Origin of the sequence: Wolbachia endosymbiont (group B) of Germaria angustata, from assembly GCF_964026725.1 — a bacterium.
GTDB lineage: Bacteria > Pseudomonadota > Alphaproteobacteria > Rickettsiales > Anaplasmataceae > Wolbachia > Wolbachia pipientis_C.
On record NZ_OZ034691.1, the window covers coordinates 149,392 to 166,919 of the forward strand.

The following is a 17,528-nucleotide window of genomic DNA, read 5'->3' on the forward strand; positions in this document are numbered from 1 at the left end:
CACAAAAGAAACACTTATTTCAATATTTGAAGAGATGTTAGCTTTTTAGATATACTCTGACTTATTGAATAATTCTTTAAATTGGTAAAATACTGTTTCTTTTCCTCTATTTCTTTTTCACTATTCTTTCCACATATCGCTTCTGTTTTTATCTCTGGTTGTTTCTCTTGATTGAGAGAGCCCTTCTTTTCAAAATAATTATCTGTGAATTCTAAAAAGAGTGAAATTAGCTCAGGAAGAGTGTATTTGTGTTCACTTGATGAGCACAATTCTGTAATCGGAGAAAAGTGAATATCATCTGCCTTAATAGGTAGTAACGATAGAAACTTATTCCAGCATTTTCTCATTATTCCAACTTCAGATTCAAGGTTTTTTATTTTAGCTAAATCGGTATGCTCCATGAAAAACTCTTTGTATTGCTCAAAACCTTCAAAAGTTTCTTTTTTTTTGGTAGTTTTTTTTTCCTATGACTTTTTTCTATATCAGAAATTTTAGTACCTATATTTGCCTGCTTACTAATAAAGCCATCGTTCTCTAGATTAAAACAAATTGTGTATGGAGTAATATCGTTTACTATTGTATGTGGCTTAAAGTGCCAACCAAAGCATTTGAGTATGAATTTTATTATAGGAGGAAATAGCCATTTAGGTTTTGATATGTGTAGTAATTTCACTACAAGTTTTTTGAATGAGCTAAAGGATTTATTGATAATGCATCTTAAATGAACATTGTCATCTTTTTTAAACTTTTTATAAACCTCTGCAGCTATTGGTCCTCCAGCGCAGCTTCCATATAATACTATATTATCTGGGTAAATGCCTTGCTTTAGAAGATCTGAAATGACTGCAGTTCCTGCATTTACTCGATTTTGACCGTTTAAAGAATGACCTTTGCTTTTTCCAGAACCAGGAAAATTAATAAGGTGAACATCCATACCTGCTTCAGCTGCCCAATTCCATTCACTTTTGTCTTCATCTGGCTCTTTTTCAAAAGTATATGTAAGCCCTGGAAAGTAAACTATATGCTTTTTCTTTCTGCTATCTGCACTGCTCTTCGAGTTTGACATCACTATCTTTTGAATTCGCATTCCATTTTGAACTTCTACGAACTCTTCCCTAATTTTTATTGTATTTTCTTCTGTTACTTTCATTTTGCGTTTTTCACTATATTGATTTAATAATACATGAAATTTTAGAAAAAATCAATTTTTACTAAAAAATTAACCAATAACGCATCTATCTTTGTATTTATTGGAATTAAGGTAGTAATGAGAAATGTCTCTTGACATTTGATAAACCTAAACGTAGCCTAAAACAATTTAGTGTTTATTTATGACATTTGTTCAATCACTTAATAATCAATTAGATAGTTTACACTTATTAAAACACCCGTTTTACGAGTCATGGAATGAAGGTAGCTTAAGCCTGCAGGCTCTGCAAACCTATGCTAAGGAATATTATCACCATGTTGCTGCTTTTCCTCGTTATATCAGCGGTATACATTCCTTGTGTCCGAATTTGAAAATGCGGCAAGTTTTACTTGGTAATTTAATAGAGGAAGAACAAGGCGACGAGAATCACCCAGAATTATGGCAGCGTTTTGCTGAAGGACTGGGAGTAGCACGTTCAGAACTTTGTGAAAATGAACAAATTAAGGAGACACGAGAATTAGTTGATGGTTATTTTGACATTGTAAAATCAGATTTTGCAGCAGGTCTTGGAGCTCTGTACGCTTATGAACGTCAAACTCCAGAGGTTTCTAAGTCTAAAATTGAAGGTCTGAAAAAACACTATTCAATAAATGATGAGCGTTCTCTCAAATTTTTTACCGTTCATATGGAAGCTGATGAGTGGCATTCTGAGGAATGTGCAAACCTTATTGCAGATTTAAGCGAAGAAGAGCAAGAGAAAGTCATACAAGGCGCTAAAAAAGGAGCAAAACTCTTATGGGGTTTTCTTGACGGCATGCTGAATGTTAACGTTTGCCATTAATTATAAGTAGATACTAAATTCAGTGGTAGCATGTAATCTTCTTATATCTGATCTGCGGCTTTGGGTTCATTTAGGATGTAGTGCAGAAGAGAAGTTTTCTCCCCAATTGGTGAGTATTGATGTTGATGTCACTTTTAAATCTCCTCCTTTAGGACTTACAACTGATCAACTTAAAGATACTATCTGCTATTTGGAGGTAGTGCAGAATATTCAATCTCTTGTTCAGGGCAAGCAATTTAATTTAATCGAACATTTAACTCATGAGATATACAGAGCCATTAATAACCTTTTGCTGCGAAAGAAGCATATTATTTCTTCTGTCAAGGTGACTACTCATAAAACTGCACCACCAGTTCCTGGTGTGCATGGGGGCGTTTTTTTTACTTACTGTAATGAATTGCAAGAATGATCTATATTTCTATTGGTTCAAATATAGGGAATCGCCTTTCCCATTTACAAAAGGCTACTGAGTTACTAAAGAAGCGCTATTTAAAAGACTTAAAGTCTTCAATCATTCTAGAAACTAAGGCTATTTTACCAAATGGTGCTCCACCTGATTGGAACAAGCCATTTCTCAACATGATTGTCTATGGAAGTTGTTCTTCTTCTCCTGAGGAGCTACTAAAAGGCTTAAAACAAATCGAATGTGATATTGGTCGTCCACAAGTCTACGAAAAAAGGGCACCTCGTGTTATTGATTTAGATATTTTGTTATGGGATGATCTAACGCTTGATATACCTGACCTTAAAATTCCTCACCCAGAATTAGTAAATAGACCATTTTTGCTCCACTTGATGGCAATGGTTAACAAAACCTTTGCTTTCAATGTTCAAGACTGTTTTTCAAAGAGTTTTACGCTTTCACCAAAGCTTATGGGTATCGTCAATATTACCCCTGATTCATTTTCAGATGGTGGTCTTTATTATGATGCGAATCGAGCAACCAAGCAGGCATTGCAGCTGGTATCAGATGGTGCAAGCATAGTTGATCTTGGAGCTCAATCAACAAGGCCTGGAGCTTCAATAAAGACGCCAGAGGAAGAGTATGAACGTCTAAAACCAGTACTTGATAATCTTAGTGACTATATGAAAAATGGTGATATTGAAGTCAGCATTGATAGTTTTTGGCCAGACGTTATTTTAAACGTTTTGAAGCACTACAATATTGCCTGGGTAAATGATCAGAAGGGAGATCTGAGTAGTAATACCTTAAAAGAAGTTGCTAGCAGTGGGTGTAATGTCGTTATTATGCATTCACTTTCGATACCACCACATAAGGACAATATTATTCCACATGATATTGACCCAATTGATATCATAAATAATTGGGCAGAGGAGAGCATTAATAGGTTACTTGACCTTGGTTTTGATGAAAATTCAATAATTATTGATCCTGGTATTGGTTTTGGCAAATCTATGTATCAGAATATTCAGATTTTACGCAGTATAGAAACTTTACAAAATTTTGGCTGCAAGGTTTTAGTTGGTCATTCCAGAAAGTCATTTATTTCCTCTTTTTCCATAGAATCTCCCTCTAATAGAGATTTAGAAACAATTGCTACATCTGCTATACTGCAAAATAAGGTTGATTTCCTTAGAGTACATAATGTACGTGACCACATGAGATTTTTTGTAGCCCAAGCTGTCTTAAAGGGATGAAGATTATTGGAATTATGGCTATTGACCCTAATGGGTTAATTGGAATAAATAATGATTTGCCCTGGCGTTATCCAAGTGAGTTTAAACATTTTTGTCAAGTAACCGACAAGCAAGTTATTGTGATGGGAAGAAAGACATTTGAAACCGTGCCTCAAAGCATACTAAAGAATCGTACACCTATTGTTTTCTCCCGTAACAAGTGTTTTAATAGAGGCCCAAAATGTACTGTTGTCTCTTCCATGCAAGAATTTCTGTCAATTCAAAGTAGTTCTCAAGTCTTTGTGATTGGTGGGGCACAAATAGTACACCTTTTTTTAGAGCATAACCTAATCTCAGAATTTATTATGACTGAAATGCATAAAACTTATAAAGGTGATACGTATTTCAATTTAGCACTCCTTGATCAGTGGAATAAAACTATTCTCACTAAAACTAAAGACTATACTATATGCAATTGTGTCCGTTCAGCAGAGTAGTAAAATAAGGTAAGCGAGAAAAGACAACTATCAGTGCATGACACTGGCTCCTTTATGATGGTCAGTGCCCAGAAACTGGCATCCAGTTAAATTTATGGATCTCAGTGTTAGCTACTTAAATAACAGGGGAGAGCTACTAAATGACATCTTCAATTTCTGTACAGCTACATCGCAAGAAAGGAAGCACTGGCTTTCACATTAGCAAATTCCCTGAATAGATGCATACAATTTAATGCATAATGAAGTGTGACCTTAGCCAAAAAAAAGCAGCAAAAAAGTTAACGCGTTCTAGACGTAACTTTACTAAGTACCATTTCTCTTAATTTTTCAGTCAGTGTGCCACTATCCAAAACACTGTTATGAGGATCATCTCCATATATACACAGATCATCACGAATCTTGATCGGATTACCATTTAATAATCGATCGTCTCTCATTGCATTTGCCAACTGTGCAGGAAGTGGTATTAATTTGTCTCTTGCGTGATTAATAATTACTATTAGCGTTTTTTCATTTTGTGACTTTTGTAAATTATCTACTATATCAAAGTCTAAATCGAAGGCTTTTAGTATTCTTTTTAGTAGGAATGAGGGCAGTATACTCAAAATTTTCGTCTGAGGCATTGGAAAATGCTCTATTGCTGTATGAAAAGAACTAAAAGTGCTAGTGAAGACAATTCCTCCAAGTTTAACATCTCTATTCGCAAAATGCCTTGATACTTCTGATGCAACTGCTCCTCCAAAAGAATGACCGAAAAGTATAATATTTTCGGGTTTTACACCTTGATTTATTAGTTGATTAATTTTCTCTATTGAAGACTTGAATAAGTTTTGATTCTTATTTAGAAACGGAATCATGAGTAGCAATATAGATAAAAAAACACAAGCTGAAGCTGATAAGACTGCCAATCCAGCTGTTCTAGCTGTTATTGGATTAGTGAGCAGTATGACAGTAGGTGGCAATATTGATGCTAGTAAGCATACGAAGCTGGTTAAGGCATAAGTTATATAATTTTGAAATGCAGCCGGGTATTTGTGTGCATGAGTGTGAAAATTAGGTATATCATGGTGGTGCATGAGCTCAGATTGCATATCTTTACAGAATGTAGTTGCATTTTTATAATTATCCCCTAGTCCATGAAAGAATATAAGATGTATTTCGTTAGGCATTATTCTCACTATAAAATACTTTCAATTATATACTATTCTTATAATTTTGCTAAGCTTTTTATATATTAACTAGTGAACCGGCAATCTTAAAATGCTTGCAAGATCTACTTACATCAAGTTGCATTAGTTTTTTTTGTATCCGTTCATCAGAGTAGTAAAATAAGAAAAAGAGAAAAGAAGACTAAATGAATTTCATCCGAGTAGCTGACACTGACATCTATATAAAGACAATCTAATGCACTCATTTAAAGTGAAGTTTTCTGGATCCCAGTGTCTAGGCACTGAGATGACAAGAAAAGAGTTGACTTGAATGACACCGAATAGGCACTGGGACAGAGGCTACTTGAATAATATTTCACCATGTCATTCCAGCACTTGATGCTGGAATCCAGAAGTTTTTTTAGCACAAAAGTCATGCTAAGTTTTTGTTGTTAAGAAAGGCTGGATAGCTACTTGAATGACAAGAGGAGAACTACTGGGATGGCAAGGGGAGAGCTACTAAATGACATCTTCAATTTCTATGTGTCAAGCACTGAAGAGGTCTCTCCTATTTTCTCTTGATGAATAAATCTAAGTAGAGTATAGTAAAAATGCATTTATGTAGCGATTAATGAGCAACTTAGTTTTAGTCTATATAACTTTTTCAAACTTGAAAGAGGCTCAGGCTATTTCTGAAGAATTGTTAAACGAGAAGTTAATTGTGTGTGTAAATATATTTCCTGAAGTAAACTCTCTGTATTTATGGGAAGGTAAAACTAATAGTAATTGTGAAGTAGTGGCAATTATGAAAAGTAGGAATGATCAGGCTGATAAGATTGTAGAAAAAATCGAGTCAATGCATTCTTATGATCAACCAGCCGTTGTGATAATACCCATAGGAAAAGCGAATAAATCTTTTACTAATTGGGTTAATAATGTTATTGATATAAACAATATTGGGGTGTAGCCAAGTGGTAAGGCAGCGGTTTTTGATACCGCCACGCGAAGGTTCGAATCCTTCCACCCCAGCTTTATTGAAGTGTGCGTGAAATGATATCACTTTTTTATAAATTAAGGTTATTTAATTACATACTCGGCAGTTTGAAAGATATAGTTGTCAAGCTATTTCTTTTCACTTTGTATCTTTATACATCGAGCATTATGCTCATGTTTCTCACCAGTGGCTTTTGGTATGCTGTAGAGTTTAGCTCCTTCAAAAATGCATTTTACCATTTGTATCAATATTTAAAATGGTATTATGAAAATAGAGATGATTTGGGTTATGGAGTTTCTATTAGAATATTAGTAGCGTTTCTTACTCCGCATTTTCTCTACAAATTATTTTCTGGCACAGGCTGGAAGTCTTTTTTCAAGGAGAAGATAGTTCAGATACTCAGCACAAGAAGAAAAATGAGTAATAAACCAAATGGCAGTAGTTATGGTTATAGTAATAAGAACAGTTACGGTAACAATAATCTTCAAGAGGCAGAACGGAAAGTGAATATGATAAAGCAGCTATTAATCCAAGATATAGATGAAGCTATAGAAAAAAGATTAAATGATATTTTTCTTGGTGAGAGGGGTAAATCTCATTAAAAGGGCTTTATCTTTTTTAGAATTGGCTGTATTTTGTTTTTTACGTATAATGGATCGCAATCAGCCAGTATACATGTTTCAACAAAATCTTGACTGAAGTCTGATAGCCAGGAAATTGCTTTACGTTTCTCTACCAAGCTTTCTGTTTTTTTACAGTTACTTGCTGCATCAATCATTGCCTGTGATATCACTGATTGCCACAGTATGCAGTACCTTTGTATATCATCTAAAGTGCTATTTGCTTCGTGATGGTGAAAAAATTCTTTGAAATTGAAGTTATTTGACATTACGTACCTCTTTAAGTTGAAAATTAGAATTTGAAGTAGTGCGAAAGTTGTCTGCTGCAATGAGTAGCCTTTATGACAGTCAGACCGGGTTTTATGTGAGCTATAAATGTTTAAGAAATTATATCTGTTCAGATCTATGTGAAACCAGTGCTTCTTTTCTTGTTATCCGAGCTGGGATCCAGGTTGACAAAAGCGCTTTACAACGTTTTGTGTACAAAAGCCAGTGTTGCATGACACTATTTGTTCTTACACCCTTTTTGTCTATCTTATTTTGTCACTCTGCTGAACAGATAATTTTCGCCAATAAGCTTTCTACTGAATTTTTGTTATTAAGCTCGCACAGATCAAAGACAAGTTTTGAGTCAAAAATACCCTTAATATTATAATAAGGGGTTAGTAAAATGTGTCTAGTAAGTTTTCTTCTCTATACAACTGCACCTCAAGCTAATAATGGACCATCAGGCGTATTACCAATTACATTGATTTGGTTTAATATTTTATTACTGGGGTAAAAATAATTTTTTATAAACTCCTTATATATAGCTGTTAATTTATGTATATCGTCTATTGATACGCATTCATTTACCTGATGTGCGGTTTTGTTGATCATACCAAATTCAATTACTGGACAAATATCCTTAATAAACGCAGCATCAGATGTGCCACCATTTGTACTCAGCACAGCATCAATACCGGTAATTTTATTTATCGCATCAAGCATAATATCAGTATTTCTATCAGGAATAGAGAGAAAAACGTCCCTGCTGCTCTGCATAGACAGTTTATAATCGTTAGTCACATTGGTGCATATTGCATCAATCATCTTATATAAAACGTCTGGTGTTTGTGTATTGTTATATCGAACATTAAAACCTGCTGCTATTGAACTAGGTATTAGATTATTAGTATTATTTCCAACGTCGATAGTAGTAATTTCGCAATGTGAAGGCTGAAAGTATTTATTACCAGTATCAAAAGTGGTATCTTTTATCTTACTTAGTATCGATACCATTTTATATATTGGATTATCTGCTAGATCTGGGTAGGCAACGTGCCCTTGTTTACCATGGCAAATCAATTTAAATGTTGCAGAACCTCTTCTACCTATTTTTATGGTATCACCTAATTTCTCACTACTCGTTGGTTCTCCAACTATACAAAAATCTATCTTTTTTTGCTTGCTTTTCATCCATTCCAAAATGGCCTTTGTTCCATGTTCTTCCGTGCTTTCTTCAGCGCTGGTAATCAATGCACTGATTGAACCGCTGAATTGAAACTTACCTGCAACTGAATCTACGATAGCAGCAATAAATGCAGCTACTCCGCCTTTCATATCAGCTGCTCCTCTTCCATATAGCATTCCATCTCTAACTTCTGGCTTAAATGGATCAGATATCCAATCTTTTAACTCACCTGGTGGTACAACATCAACATGTCCAGCAAAACACAAGTTTGGTACTCCATTTATATATTTCGCATAAAGATTTTTAACTTTATCACCAAACTCTAAAATCTCACATTCAAAACCACTTTTCTTGAGAATGGCTGCTATATGCTCTATTGCCCCATCGTCTTTTGGTGTTATACTTTTAAAAGAAATTAATTTCTTAGTTAGTTCTACAGGGTCAATCTTCATATCAATCTTAAAATACTAACATTACCGTATTGTAAACATTCTATGCGATATTTAAAACAAATATTACAGCACACAGAACAAGTTCTTATAAGGGAAGTAACAGTACTTGCTGATAATATCTATGAAATATGTAGACAATACGGAAATGACATTTTTCTGATTGCAGATGAAAATACAGCAAAACTTTTAAACAAAAACATACTTAATAAAGTTTCTCATTTAATTATTCCAGCCACACCTGTCATTCCAGTGCGTGACTATGATGGATCGCAGTGTCACGCTACTTGGATGACACCAAATAGACTGAACAGAGCTGCTTCTCTCCAAGCTGTAAACCTAGTTAGAAATAAAGCAAAAGATAGTGACTTAATGGTTGCATTTGGCAGTGGCACTGTTAATGATATCTGTAAGTACGCAAGCTATTTAGAAGGCAAAGACTACATATCCTTTCCAACAGCTGCTTCCATGAATGGATATAGCTCTGCAAACGCTTCAATATTAGTTGATGGATATAAAAAATCGTTCGGAGCACATCTTCCAAAGGCAATATACATTGATACCGATATAATTGTCAACGCACCACTACGCCTTACATTAAGTGGATTTGCAGATTTCATCTGCCGTTCAACAGTACAAGCCGATTGGCTATTATCTAATCTATTACTTGGCACAGAATATAATGAACTCCCCTTTAAACTTGTTCGGGATCTGGAGGAAATTTTGCTCAGAGAACACTTGGCACTTGCTAAAAAAGATAAAAGAGTAGTTTTATTACTTATGGAAGCCTTATTGATTTCAGGACTTGGAATGGTGATGTCAAAAGGCAGCTACTCTGCAAGCCAAGGAGAACATATGATAGCTCATGCAATGGAGACGGTAACAAAAGATTATTCCTCCTCGTTACATGGCGAAAAAATTGCTGTTACGACGATTACTATGGCTAACTTGCAAGAGGAGATATTGTCAATACAAAACCCGATTACCAAACCGATCACTTTAGATGTAAAACATATAACTCAGTGCTTTGGTAATACCGAATTTATAAAAATTCTAAAGCAGAAGCAAATTATGCAGCAAAAAATTCAAGAGATTATTTGCAAAGAATGGAGTAATATTTCTAGTTTAATTAAGCAAAATTTACTATCTGCAAAACACCTGCAGATAGTATTTGAAGATCTATCAATTCCGTACTTACCGGAGCATCTTAATTGGAACAAAGAGCAATATTGCAAGGTAGTCAATCTTACATTTGCAACAAGAGATAGATTCACCTTTCTTGACCTAGCTGGTTGTATAGAAAAAAGTTAGATTTTGTGTATTCGTTCAGTAGGGTAGCAAAATAAGATAGACAAAAACACAGTAACAAATGGTGTCATTCAAGTAGCTATCCAGCCTTTCTTAACAACAAAAACTTAGCATGACTTTTGTGCTCAAAAAACTTCTGGATTCCAGCATCAAGTGCTGGAATGACATGGTGAAATATTATTCAAGTAGCCTCTGTCCCAGTGCCTATTCAGTGTCATTCAAGTCAACTCTTTTCTTGTCATCCGAGTGCCTAGACACTGGGATCCAGAAAACTTCACTTTAAATGAGTGCATTAGATTGTCTTTATATAGATGCCAGTGTTAGCTACTCGGATGAAATTCATTTAGTTGTCTTTTCTCATCTACCTTACCACTTTCTTGAACGGATACCATTAGCCATTCCCCTGAATAGATACAACAAATGTTGTATCTTTATCACTTCACATACATTATTCCATATACTATATGAACAACTGAAAAAAAAACTTCAGTTAATTGGACAATGAATCACGTTATTTTGTCAAATGCGCTGCTCTTGCCAAACCATAGTTTAGCTTGAGTGGCTGAGGAGGGATTTGAACCCCCGACCAAGAGATTATGATCCTCCTGCTCTACCACTGAGCTACTCAGCCTAATTAAAAACCTTGCTATATATGTAATCTATATGTTTCATATAATACTTCAAATCAAACAAAGACTCAAGTTTTTCAGAGTCAATAATTCTATGCAAGGATTTATCTTGTTTCAATTCGAACAGAAAATCACTGTTATCTTGCTTTACTTTCATTGCATTATTCTGAACAATTTTATATGCCTCTTCCCTAGTTAAACCACTACTTACCAACTCAAGCAATACACGTTGTGAAAAAAACAAGCCTTTTGAAGAATTTAAGTTCTTTTCAATATTTTCCTTATTGATCACCAATTTATCTATCAAATCTGTTAATCGTACTAAAGCAAAATCCATTGCTATACAAGCATCAGGAGCAATGCACCTTTCCACAGACGAGTGCGATATATCTCGTTCGTGCCATAGTGCAACATTTTCTAATGCAGGAAAAACATAGCTGCGTATTAAGCGTGAGAGCCCAGTCAAATTCTCACTTAAAATAGGATTACACTTATGCGGCATAGCAGAACTTCCCTTCTGCCCAGTGGAAAAATATTCAGAGATTTCGCCGACTTCAGTTCTTTGCAAATGACGAATCTCAATTGCAATATTTTCTATTGAGCTTGCAATTACTCCCAAAATTGAAAAGAACATGGCATGTCTATCACGAGGGATGACTTGAGACGATATGGTTTCAGGTATGAGTCCCATTTCTTTCGCTACATACTCTTCAACAAATGGATTAATATTTGCAAAATTACCTACTGCACCTGATATTTTACAAATTGAGATCTCTTTTTGCGTGCTAATTAATCTCTGATAATTGCGTTTAAATTCAGCATAAAATCTAGCAAATTTTAACCCAAGAGTTATTGGTTCTGCATGCATTCCATGACTGCGCCCAACACAAACAATATCTTTATAGTCCTCAGCTTTTTTTTTCAATACTATAAGTAAATTTTTTAGATTCTTGAGTAAAATATCACATGACTCTTTCAACTGCACTGCAAGGCATGTATCTAAAACATCAGAACTTGTCATTCCGTAATGGAGATAACGAACATCAACTCCCGCTTTTTCAGCAATATATGTCAAAAAAGCTATAACATCATGTTTTACAATGGATTCAATTTCGTTAATACGCTCAATATCAAATTCAATAGCACCAGAGAGCTTTTCAGCAACATCATTTGGAATAACTTTTAATTTTGCTTGAGCTTCACATGCTAATTTTTCTATTTTGAGCCATATGTTGAACTTATTTTTTTCTTCCCAAATGGAAGAGATTTCTTTGCGGCTATAGCGTGGGATCATTAGATGATCCCTGTCTTATCTTTGAACATGCTAGATCCCAGTGTGTAACACTGGGACGACAGAAAAAAAATGCACTGGAGTGACAGGAGTAGTTGAAATATTTTATTCACTGCTATTCGTTATTTGTATCTTCTTGTTGCTCAGATTTCTGATTTTGCAACTTTACTTGCCTCAATTCATGTGCATCTTTCTCAGATCTGACAACGTATATAGTAATTGGCACTATCACTTTACTATGTAATTCTATATTCACTTGATACTCGCCCAAATTTTTGATACTTATTCCACCAAAAGATAAACTATGATGACTTATATCATATCCTTCTTGTGATAAAGTTTTTGCAATTTCACGTGTGGTTACAGAGCCAAAAATCTTTCCATCCTCTGAAGCTTGCTTTATTAATATAATAAATTTATCATGCAGTGATAATGCAAGCACTTTTGCTGCATTTAATTTTTTGGTATTTTCTTCTTCCAATAATAAACGCTGTTCCTCTAACTTTATTAAATTTTCCTTAGTGGCTTTCATCGCCTTTTTTTGTGGAAAAAGAAAATTACGTGCATAACCTGGCTTAACTTTGACAACTTCACCAATCTTACCTAAAGTTGTTATATTTTCCTTTAAAATTATTAACATAAATTACCTAACTTTTTTAGTACAGTAAGGAGCAAGAGCTAAAAAGCGTGCTCTTATAATTGCTAAGCGCAACTTTCTTTGTTTTCTTGCGCACACACCTGTTAACCTTCTAGGTAATATTCTACCATAGTCAGAGGTGAATTTGGACAATAAATCTATATTCTTATAGTCTATGTCCTCATCTTTAGATGCAGCAAGAGGACAGACCTTAGGACGCCTAAAACCAGTTCTGTTATTTACAGACACGTAAGAATTATTAAAACTATTTCGTCTTTTCATCATTATGCACTTTTCTCCTCAATTTGTTTATCCATCATGTAAGATTTACCTTTAAAAAACTCATTAACCCGTACAGACAAGTGGCGAATAATATTCTCATTCAATTTTACTCTACGCTCAAATTCATCCATAATGCTTGAAGTAAAACTTATACACATCATACAGTAATGACCACTTTTCATCTTATTTATTGGGTATGCAAAATCCAATAGACCCCAATATTCATATTTTATCAATCCTGAAGCTTCAATATTTTTCAAAAGCACTTCCAGCGTTTTACTCAATTGATTTGAGTCTACTATTTTAAAACTTTTTAAAACCTCTTGAAGGGGCTTTATTAGATGTTGTGAAATATTTTCCTTAAAAGCATTTACTACATTATAGATAAATGCACTTTTAGTTTTAGCTCCTGGAAGGTCCATAAAATTTTGTTTTATTCCCGTATCACTTAGTTCATTTTTCAATTCTTTATCGATTCTTGACTTTATTTCTTTTAAATTTGAAAAATCTTCTTCCAATTCAAACCATAAAATTTTTGTCAGAGTTTCCAAAAAATCAGAGTAAACAATCAGACTTTTTTTAATGCTTTCAGTACTTGCCTCTAGCTCTTGTTTTGTAACTGTGCTATGTTCTCTTTCTATGAGACCTTTAACCTCCTGAGAAATAATATCTGCTTTAATATTTTTCAACAAAATAGCCAATTCTTGGACCATTTCTTCTACTTCTTGCTGCAATAAGTTCGGTTGTGCTATAAAAGTAAATTCATAGAGATTCACTATATCTTCCTTTAATATCAATTAAACACTTTATTATATAAAACTTTTTTATATAAGCAAGTTATTTGTATTAATTTCTACGCCTTCAATCCAACTTAAGTGAGATATTTCATAAATAGCTTGGGGGGTGATTGAATATGCACCTGGCAACAAGATGCTGACTTTATGTTTTTCGAGAAGAAACTTTAGCATTATTTTGGTTTTGCCTCCATTTTTCAACACTGAATTCAACTCCTCAGCAACTTTTTGCGAGTCTGCACATACAGCAGTTAAAACTAATCCTTTCATTAGAGAAGTAACCTTTTCTGTAAATTCAGATATGTCCTTTCCTGATAGTCTCGTTGTGTTTTCTGAAATTTCAAGATCAATTATCACAAATGCTCCAGGTGAAAATAGATTCCTTTTTTCTTCTATTATTTCATTATTGTAGAATGCTATTTCAGAAACATTGTGGGGATCAGAAAGTGTTAGGATAACAAATCTTCCACGTTCTGAGGTTCTCATACGCACATTTAATATTACACCAGCAGTTTTTATTGTCTTACTCTCTCCGATAAACCCAATATTTAATTTTTTCAAAAGAGTTTTAAATTTTTTAAGCGGGTGATTAGTTAAATAAAACCCTAGTGAAAACAACTCATGCTCTAATTTTTCCTCTTCATTAAAATCTTCCACATCCTCGAGTTTTGGCTTGAGGACATCAAGATTGCCAAATAAAACAGCTTGATTTAACTGCCTATTTTTATTTGCAAAGTAAATCAATGTGTCTATTGACTCGTATAACTGCTTTCTATTTTGGTGCACACTATCGAATGTTCCAGATTTAATTAAACTTTCTAATGCCCTTTTATTTATTATATGCCCCAAATTTTGAATGAATTCCCATATGTCCTTATAAGAACTTGAGCGTGCATTTACTATTCCTTCTGCTATAGCAAAACCAACATTACGCAAAGCAGCAATTCCGTAGCGTATGTGCTCACCCTCTATTGAAAATTCAGCCTTAGATTTGCTGATATCAGGCGAAAAAACAGCAACTCCACTGAATTTTGCAGCATGATAAAACAAATTCAGTTTGTCTCTATCATCAATATTGAGATTCATCAAGGCCGTAAAAAATTCTAGCGGGTAGTTAGCCTTAAGGTAAGCTGTGTGGTAAGATATAATCGCATATGCTGCAGCGTGGGATTTATTAAATCCATAACCAGCAAATTTTGCAACAAGATCAAAAATATAACTTGCCCTGTCGTAATCAACACCGTTTTTTGTTGCTCCTTGAACAAAAAGTTCACGTTGTTTGTCCATCTCTTCCTTAATTTTCTTACCCATGGCACGTCTGAGTAAATCCGCCTCTGCTAAGCTATATCCAGAGAGAATACGCGCTATTTCCATTACCTGTTCTTGGTAGATTATTACTCCGAATGTTTCTTTTAACACCTTCTCAAGCAATGGATGAATGTAATCTGGCTTTTCAAGTCCATGCTTTCTTGCAACATAAGTTGGAATGTTATCCATAGGCCCTGGGCGATAAAGAGAAATTAAAGCGATGATATCTTCAATGCAGTCTGGCTTTAGTTTGATTAAAGCTTCTCTCATTCCCGAACTTTCAAGTTGAAACACTCCGATTGAATCACCTCTTGAGAGCATTTCATAGGTTCTTTGATCAATCAAAGAAACCGAGGAAATATCAAATTTTTTTTCATCACGATTAATTAAACGACATACGTGATCTATTAGTGTTAGCGTACCAAGTCCAAGAAAATCAAATTTTATTAACCCAGCTTTCTCTACATATTTCATGCTGTATTGAGTGATTGGCAGAGCCGAATTTGGATCATAATAGATGGGAAGAAAATTTTCTAATTTTTGATCGCATATTACAATTCCAGCAGCATGAGTTGAAACGTGACGATATATTCCTTCGAGCTTTAGTGATATATCAAGAAGCTTTGCAATTACCTCATCACTATCTCGTTCTTTCTGCAGGTTTTGATCAAGCTCTATCGCTTGCGATAAAGTTACAGGATTTACTGGATTAAATGGAACCATTTTAGATATTTTATCCACTTGAGAGTAAGGCATTTGCAATACTCTACCAACATCACGCAATACTGCCCTTGCTTGCAATTTTCCAAAAGTGATTATTTGAGCAACATAACCGTACTTTTTCTGAACATAATCAATAACCAGGTCCCTTTTCTCTTGGCAGAAATCGATATCAAAGTCAGGCATTGATATACGATCAGGGTTTAAAAATCTTTCAAAGATCAGACCAAATTTTATTGGATCAAGATCTGTAATCTGCAAGCTCCAAGCAACAATTGATCCAGCACCAGAACCTCTTCCCGGTCCAACTGGAATGCCATTTGCTTTGCTCCAACGAATAAAATCAGAAACTATCAAAAAGTAGCCAGCGTAGTTCATCGAAGTTATTACGCTTAGTTCGTAATTCAGCCGATCGTAGTATTGTTTAAGGTCTATGTCTGTTTCATTTGCAATGCGGAATTCTAATCCTGCAACTGCCTGCTCCCTCAGTTCTTCATTCTCAGTTTTATTTTCTCGACAAGGAAATTTAGGCAAGATAGGCTGCCTGCTTCTTGGCATGTAAGAGCACCGCTTAGCTATCACTAAAGTGTTATAAATTGCTTCGGGAATGTCGCTGAACAGTTCCTCCATTTCTTCCACAGATTTGAAGTAATGCTCGGTAGTTAACTTCTTTCTGTTATTCTCCAGGGCATAACTGCCCTCCGATATGCACGTTAATATATCATAAGCTTCATAATCAGATCTATTTGAAAAAAACACATCATTCGTTGCAACTAGTGGTATATTGCGCTGATAAGCAAAATCTATTAAAGCTTCTTCAAGCTCTAGCTCTTTATTCAGCCCATGACGCTGCAATTCAACATATAAATGACCATCGAATGCTGAAAGCAGTTTTTCAACCGTTTCTTTGTCTTGCTCCAATAACAGTTGAGCCAAACATCCACCAGTTAAGGCGATTAGACCTGTATTAAAACTTAATAGCTCATCAAAATCAACGTAAGGAATATCGCTGTTATTCTTGCGCTTTTTAAAAGACTCACTCACCAAGGTGACTAAATTAGTGTACCCTTGTTCATTTTTTGCAAGTAGCAGTATTGATAAATTTTGTTCTAAGTGTTGAACGATAATATTGCATCCTATTATTAACTGTATTCCCCTATTAGCTGCATATTCTGCAAATTCAAGTGAGCCAAATAAGTTGCCTGAATCAGTAACTGCAACTGCCGGCATTTTGTTCTGCAAACAAAGACCAATCAGCTCCTCAATTTTAACCGAACTCTCAAGCAGAGAATAAACGCTATGAACACGCAAGTGTATGAACATAAAAAACTTTAGATTAGCAATAAAAGGATAACATTAATTTACTTATAAGGATATGCAATAGAGTCAACTTGACAAACCTCATCAGTCTTCTTATCATGACAATAAGAGTATTTATCCTTGTTTTTAATCTCTGCAGATTTAACAACAAAAATTCAGTAAAAAACTCAGGTATATATTGGCAGATTACATAAAATTATAGCGGCTGCATGTCTTTTTTATTTTTTCTACATTCAGCCAAAACGCGCTTTAAATAAGCGTTAGCACATTATTACAATGCCAATTTACATTATTATAGGGTTAAAACTCACTACTGGGGGATTCTTTTGCCTTTTTTTTGCTTGGTAAATTTCTTAATATTTTTGATTGGTTAGGAGTTCTATAGAGATATCATTTCAGTGCTTCTTATTACCTGTTCTGGATCCCAGTGTCAGCTACTTGGATGACAC

The 17,528-nt window shown here is 34.6% G+C and carries 18 protein-coding genes and 2 tRNA genes; 9 read left to right on the top strand and 11 right to left on the bottom strand.

Annotated features, from left to right (window positions below; translation table 11 throughout):
• Nucleotides 1–14: 14 nt before the first annotated feature.
• Entirely contained in the window at nt 15–401 is a 387-nt protein-coding gene (locus tag AAGD63_RS00755; protein ID WP_341813482.1) for a hypothetical protein, read from the bottom strand.
• Complete coding sequence (locus tag AAGD63_RS00760) at nt 383–1,150, bottom strand: hypothetical protein (RefSeq protein ID WP_341813483.1); 768 nt, start codon at nt 1,148–1,150, stop codon at nt 383–385. The genes AAGD63_RS00755 and AAGD63_RS00760 overlap by 19 nt, the downstream gene beginning before the upstream one ends.
• A gap of 181 nt (nt 1,151–1,331) precedes the next feature.
• Between AAGD63_RS00760 and AAGD63_RS00765 the strand changes: the two genes are divergently transcribed.
• From AAGD63_RS00765 to AAGD63_RS00780, 4 genes are read left to right on the top strand one after another with little or no spacing between them, the layout of a single operon-like run.
• The gene (locus AAGD63_RS00765) at nt 1,332–1,991 is read left to right on the top strand and encodes a CADD family putative folate metabolism protein (protein WP_341813484.1); all 660 of its coding nucleotides are present in this window, start codon (nt 1,332–1,334) and stop codon (nt 1,989–1,991) included.
• Nucleotides 1,992–2,013: 22 nt separating this feature from the next.
• Complete coding sequence (locus AAGD63_RS00770; RefSeq protein ID WP_264719786.1) at nt 2,014–2,400, top strand: dihydroneopterin aldolase; 387 nt, start codon at nt 2,014–2,016, stop codon at nt 2,398–2,400.
• Nucleotides 2,397–3,650 carry a dihydropteroate synthase gene (gene folP / locus AAGD63_RS00775; RefSeq protein ID WP_341813485.1) on the top strand — a complete coding sequence of 418 codons (1,254 nt, stop codon included), beginning with the start codon at nt 2,397–2,399 and terminating at the stop codon, nt 3,648–3,650. Before AAGD63_RS00770 ends, folP begins: the two co-directional genes overlap by 4 nt.
• Complete coding sequence (locus tag AAGD63_RS00780) at nt 3,647–4,126, top strand: dihydrofolate reductase (RefSeq protein WP_341813486.1); 480 nt, start codon at nt 3,647–3,649, stop codon at nt 4,124–4,126. Before folP ends, AAGD63_RS00780 begins: the two co-directional genes overlap by 4 nt.
• A gap of 278 nt (nt 4,127–4,404) precedes the next feature.
• Here AAGD63_RS00780 and AAGD63_RS00785 read toward each other — a convergent pair whose 3' ends face one another.
• Complete coding sequence (locus AAGD63_RS00785) at nt 4,405–4,983, bottom strand: alpha/beta hydrolase (RefSeq protein WP_341813487.1); 579 nt, start codon at nt 4,981–4,983, stop codon at nt 4,405–4,407.
• Between AAGD63_RS00785 and AAGD63_RS00790 the strand changes: the two genes are divergently transcribed.
• The 4 genes from AAGD63_RS00790 to AAGD63_RS00805 all read left to right on the top strand — a co-directional run bounded on the left by AAGD63_RS00790 (nt 4,982) and on the right by AAGD63_RS00805 (nt 6,870).
• The gene (locus tag AAGD63_RS00790; RefSeq protein ID WP_019236717.1) at nt 4,982–5,128 is read left to right on the top strand and encodes a hypothetical protein; all 147 of its coding nucleotides are present in this window, start codon (nt 4,982–4,984) and stop codon (nt 5,126–5,128) included. The two genes, AAGD63_RS00785 and AAGD63_RS00790, sit on opposite strands and share 2 nt — an antisense overlap.
• 777 nt (nt 5,129–5,905) lie before the next feature.
• A complete protein-coding gene (cutA, locus tag AAGD63_RS00795; protein WP_006015205.1) occupies nt 5,906–6,241 on the top strand; it encodes a divalent-cation tolerance protein CutA in 336 nt (111 codons plus the stop codon).
• A tRNA-Gln gene (locus AAGD63_RS00800) sits at nt 6,232–6,303 on the top strand. Before cutA ends, AAGD63_RS00800 begins: the two co-directional genes overlap by 10 nt.
• 204 nt (nt 6,304–6,507) lie before the next feature.
• Complete coding sequence (locus AAGD63_RS00805) at nt 6,508–6,870, top strand: hypothetical protein (RefSeq protein WP_341813488.1); 363 nt, start codon at nt 6,508–6,510, stop codon at nt 6,868–6,870.
• Here the strand turns inward: AAGD63_RS00805 and AAGD63_RS00810 are convergent.
• Together AAGD63_RS00810 and dapE are read right to left on the bottom strand one after the other, a co-directional pair.
• The gene (locus AAGD63_RS00810) at nt 6,867–7,157 is read right to left on the bottom strand and encodes a hypothetical protein (RefSeq protein ID WP_007301973.1); all 291 of its coding nucleotides are present in this window, start codon (nt 7,155–7,157) and stop codon (nt 6,867–6,869) included. The two genes, AAGD63_RS00805 and AAGD63_RS00810, sit on opposite strands and share 4 nt — an antisense overlap.
• A gap of 439 nt (nt 7,158–7,596) precedes the next feature.
• Nucleotides 7,597–8,793 carry a succinyl-diaminopimelate desuccinylase gene (dapE, locus tag AAGD63_RS00815; protein WP_341813489.1) on the bottom strand — a complete coding sequence of 399 codons (1,197 nt, stop codon included), beginning with the start codon at nt 8,791–8,793 and terminating at the stop codon, nt 7,597–7,599.
• A gap of 42 nt (nt 8,794–8,835) precedes the next feature.
• Between dapE and AAGD63_RS00820 the strand changes: the two genes are divergently transcribed.
• A complete protein-coding gene (locus AAGD63_RS00820; protein WP_341813490.1) occupies nt 8,836–10,101 on the top strand; it encodes an iron-containing alcohol dehydrogenase in 1,266 nt (421 codons plus the stop codon).
• Between the two features lie 556 nt (nt 10,102–10,657).
• On the opposite strand, the gene AAGD63_RS00825 is transcribed toward AAGD63_RS00820, so the two are convergent.
• The 6 genes from AAGD63_RS00825 to dnaE form a co-directional block, all read right to left on the bottom strand.
• Nucleotides 10,658–10,729 (bottom strand) — tRNA-Met (locus AAGD63_RS00825).
• Nucleotides 10,729–12,021 carry an adenylosuccinate lyase gene (gene purB / locus AAGD63_RS00830; protein WP_341813491.1) on the bottom strand — a complete coding sequence of 431 codons (1,293 nt, stop codon included), beginning with the start codon at nt 12,019–12,021 and terminating at the stop codon, nt 10,729–10,731. The genes AAGD63_RS00825 and purB overlap by 1 nt, the downstream gene beginning before the upstream one ends.
• 112 nt (nt 12,022–12,133) lie before the next feature.
• Entirely contained in the window at nt 12,134–12,658 is a 525-nt protein-coding gene (gene rplI / locus AAGD63_RS00835) for a 50S ribosomal protein L9 (RefSeq protein WP_341813492.1), read from the bottom strand.
• A gap of 3 nt (nt 12,659–12,661) precedes the next feature.
• Complete coding sequence (gene rpsR, locus AAGD63_RS00840) at nt 12,662–12,940, bottom strand: 30S ribosomal protein S18 (protein WP_015587948.1); 279 nt, start codon at nt 12,938–12,940, stop codon at nt 12,662–12,664.
• Entirely contained in the window at nt 12,940–13,713 is a 774-nt protein-coding gene (gene rpsF, locus AAGD63_RS00845; RefSeq protein WP_341813493.1) for a 30S ribosomal protein S6, read from the bottom strand. Before rpsF ends, rpsR begins: the two co-directional genes overlap by 1 nt.
• A gap of 48 nt (nt 13,714–13,761) precedes the next feature.
• Complete coding sequence (gene dnaE, locus AAGD63_RS00850) at nt 13,762–17,082, bottom strand: DNA polymerase III subunit alpha (protein WP_341813494.1); 3,321 nt, start codon at nt 17,080–17,082, stop codon at nt 13,762–13,764.
• Nucleotides 17,083–17,528: the final 446 nt, after the last annotated feature.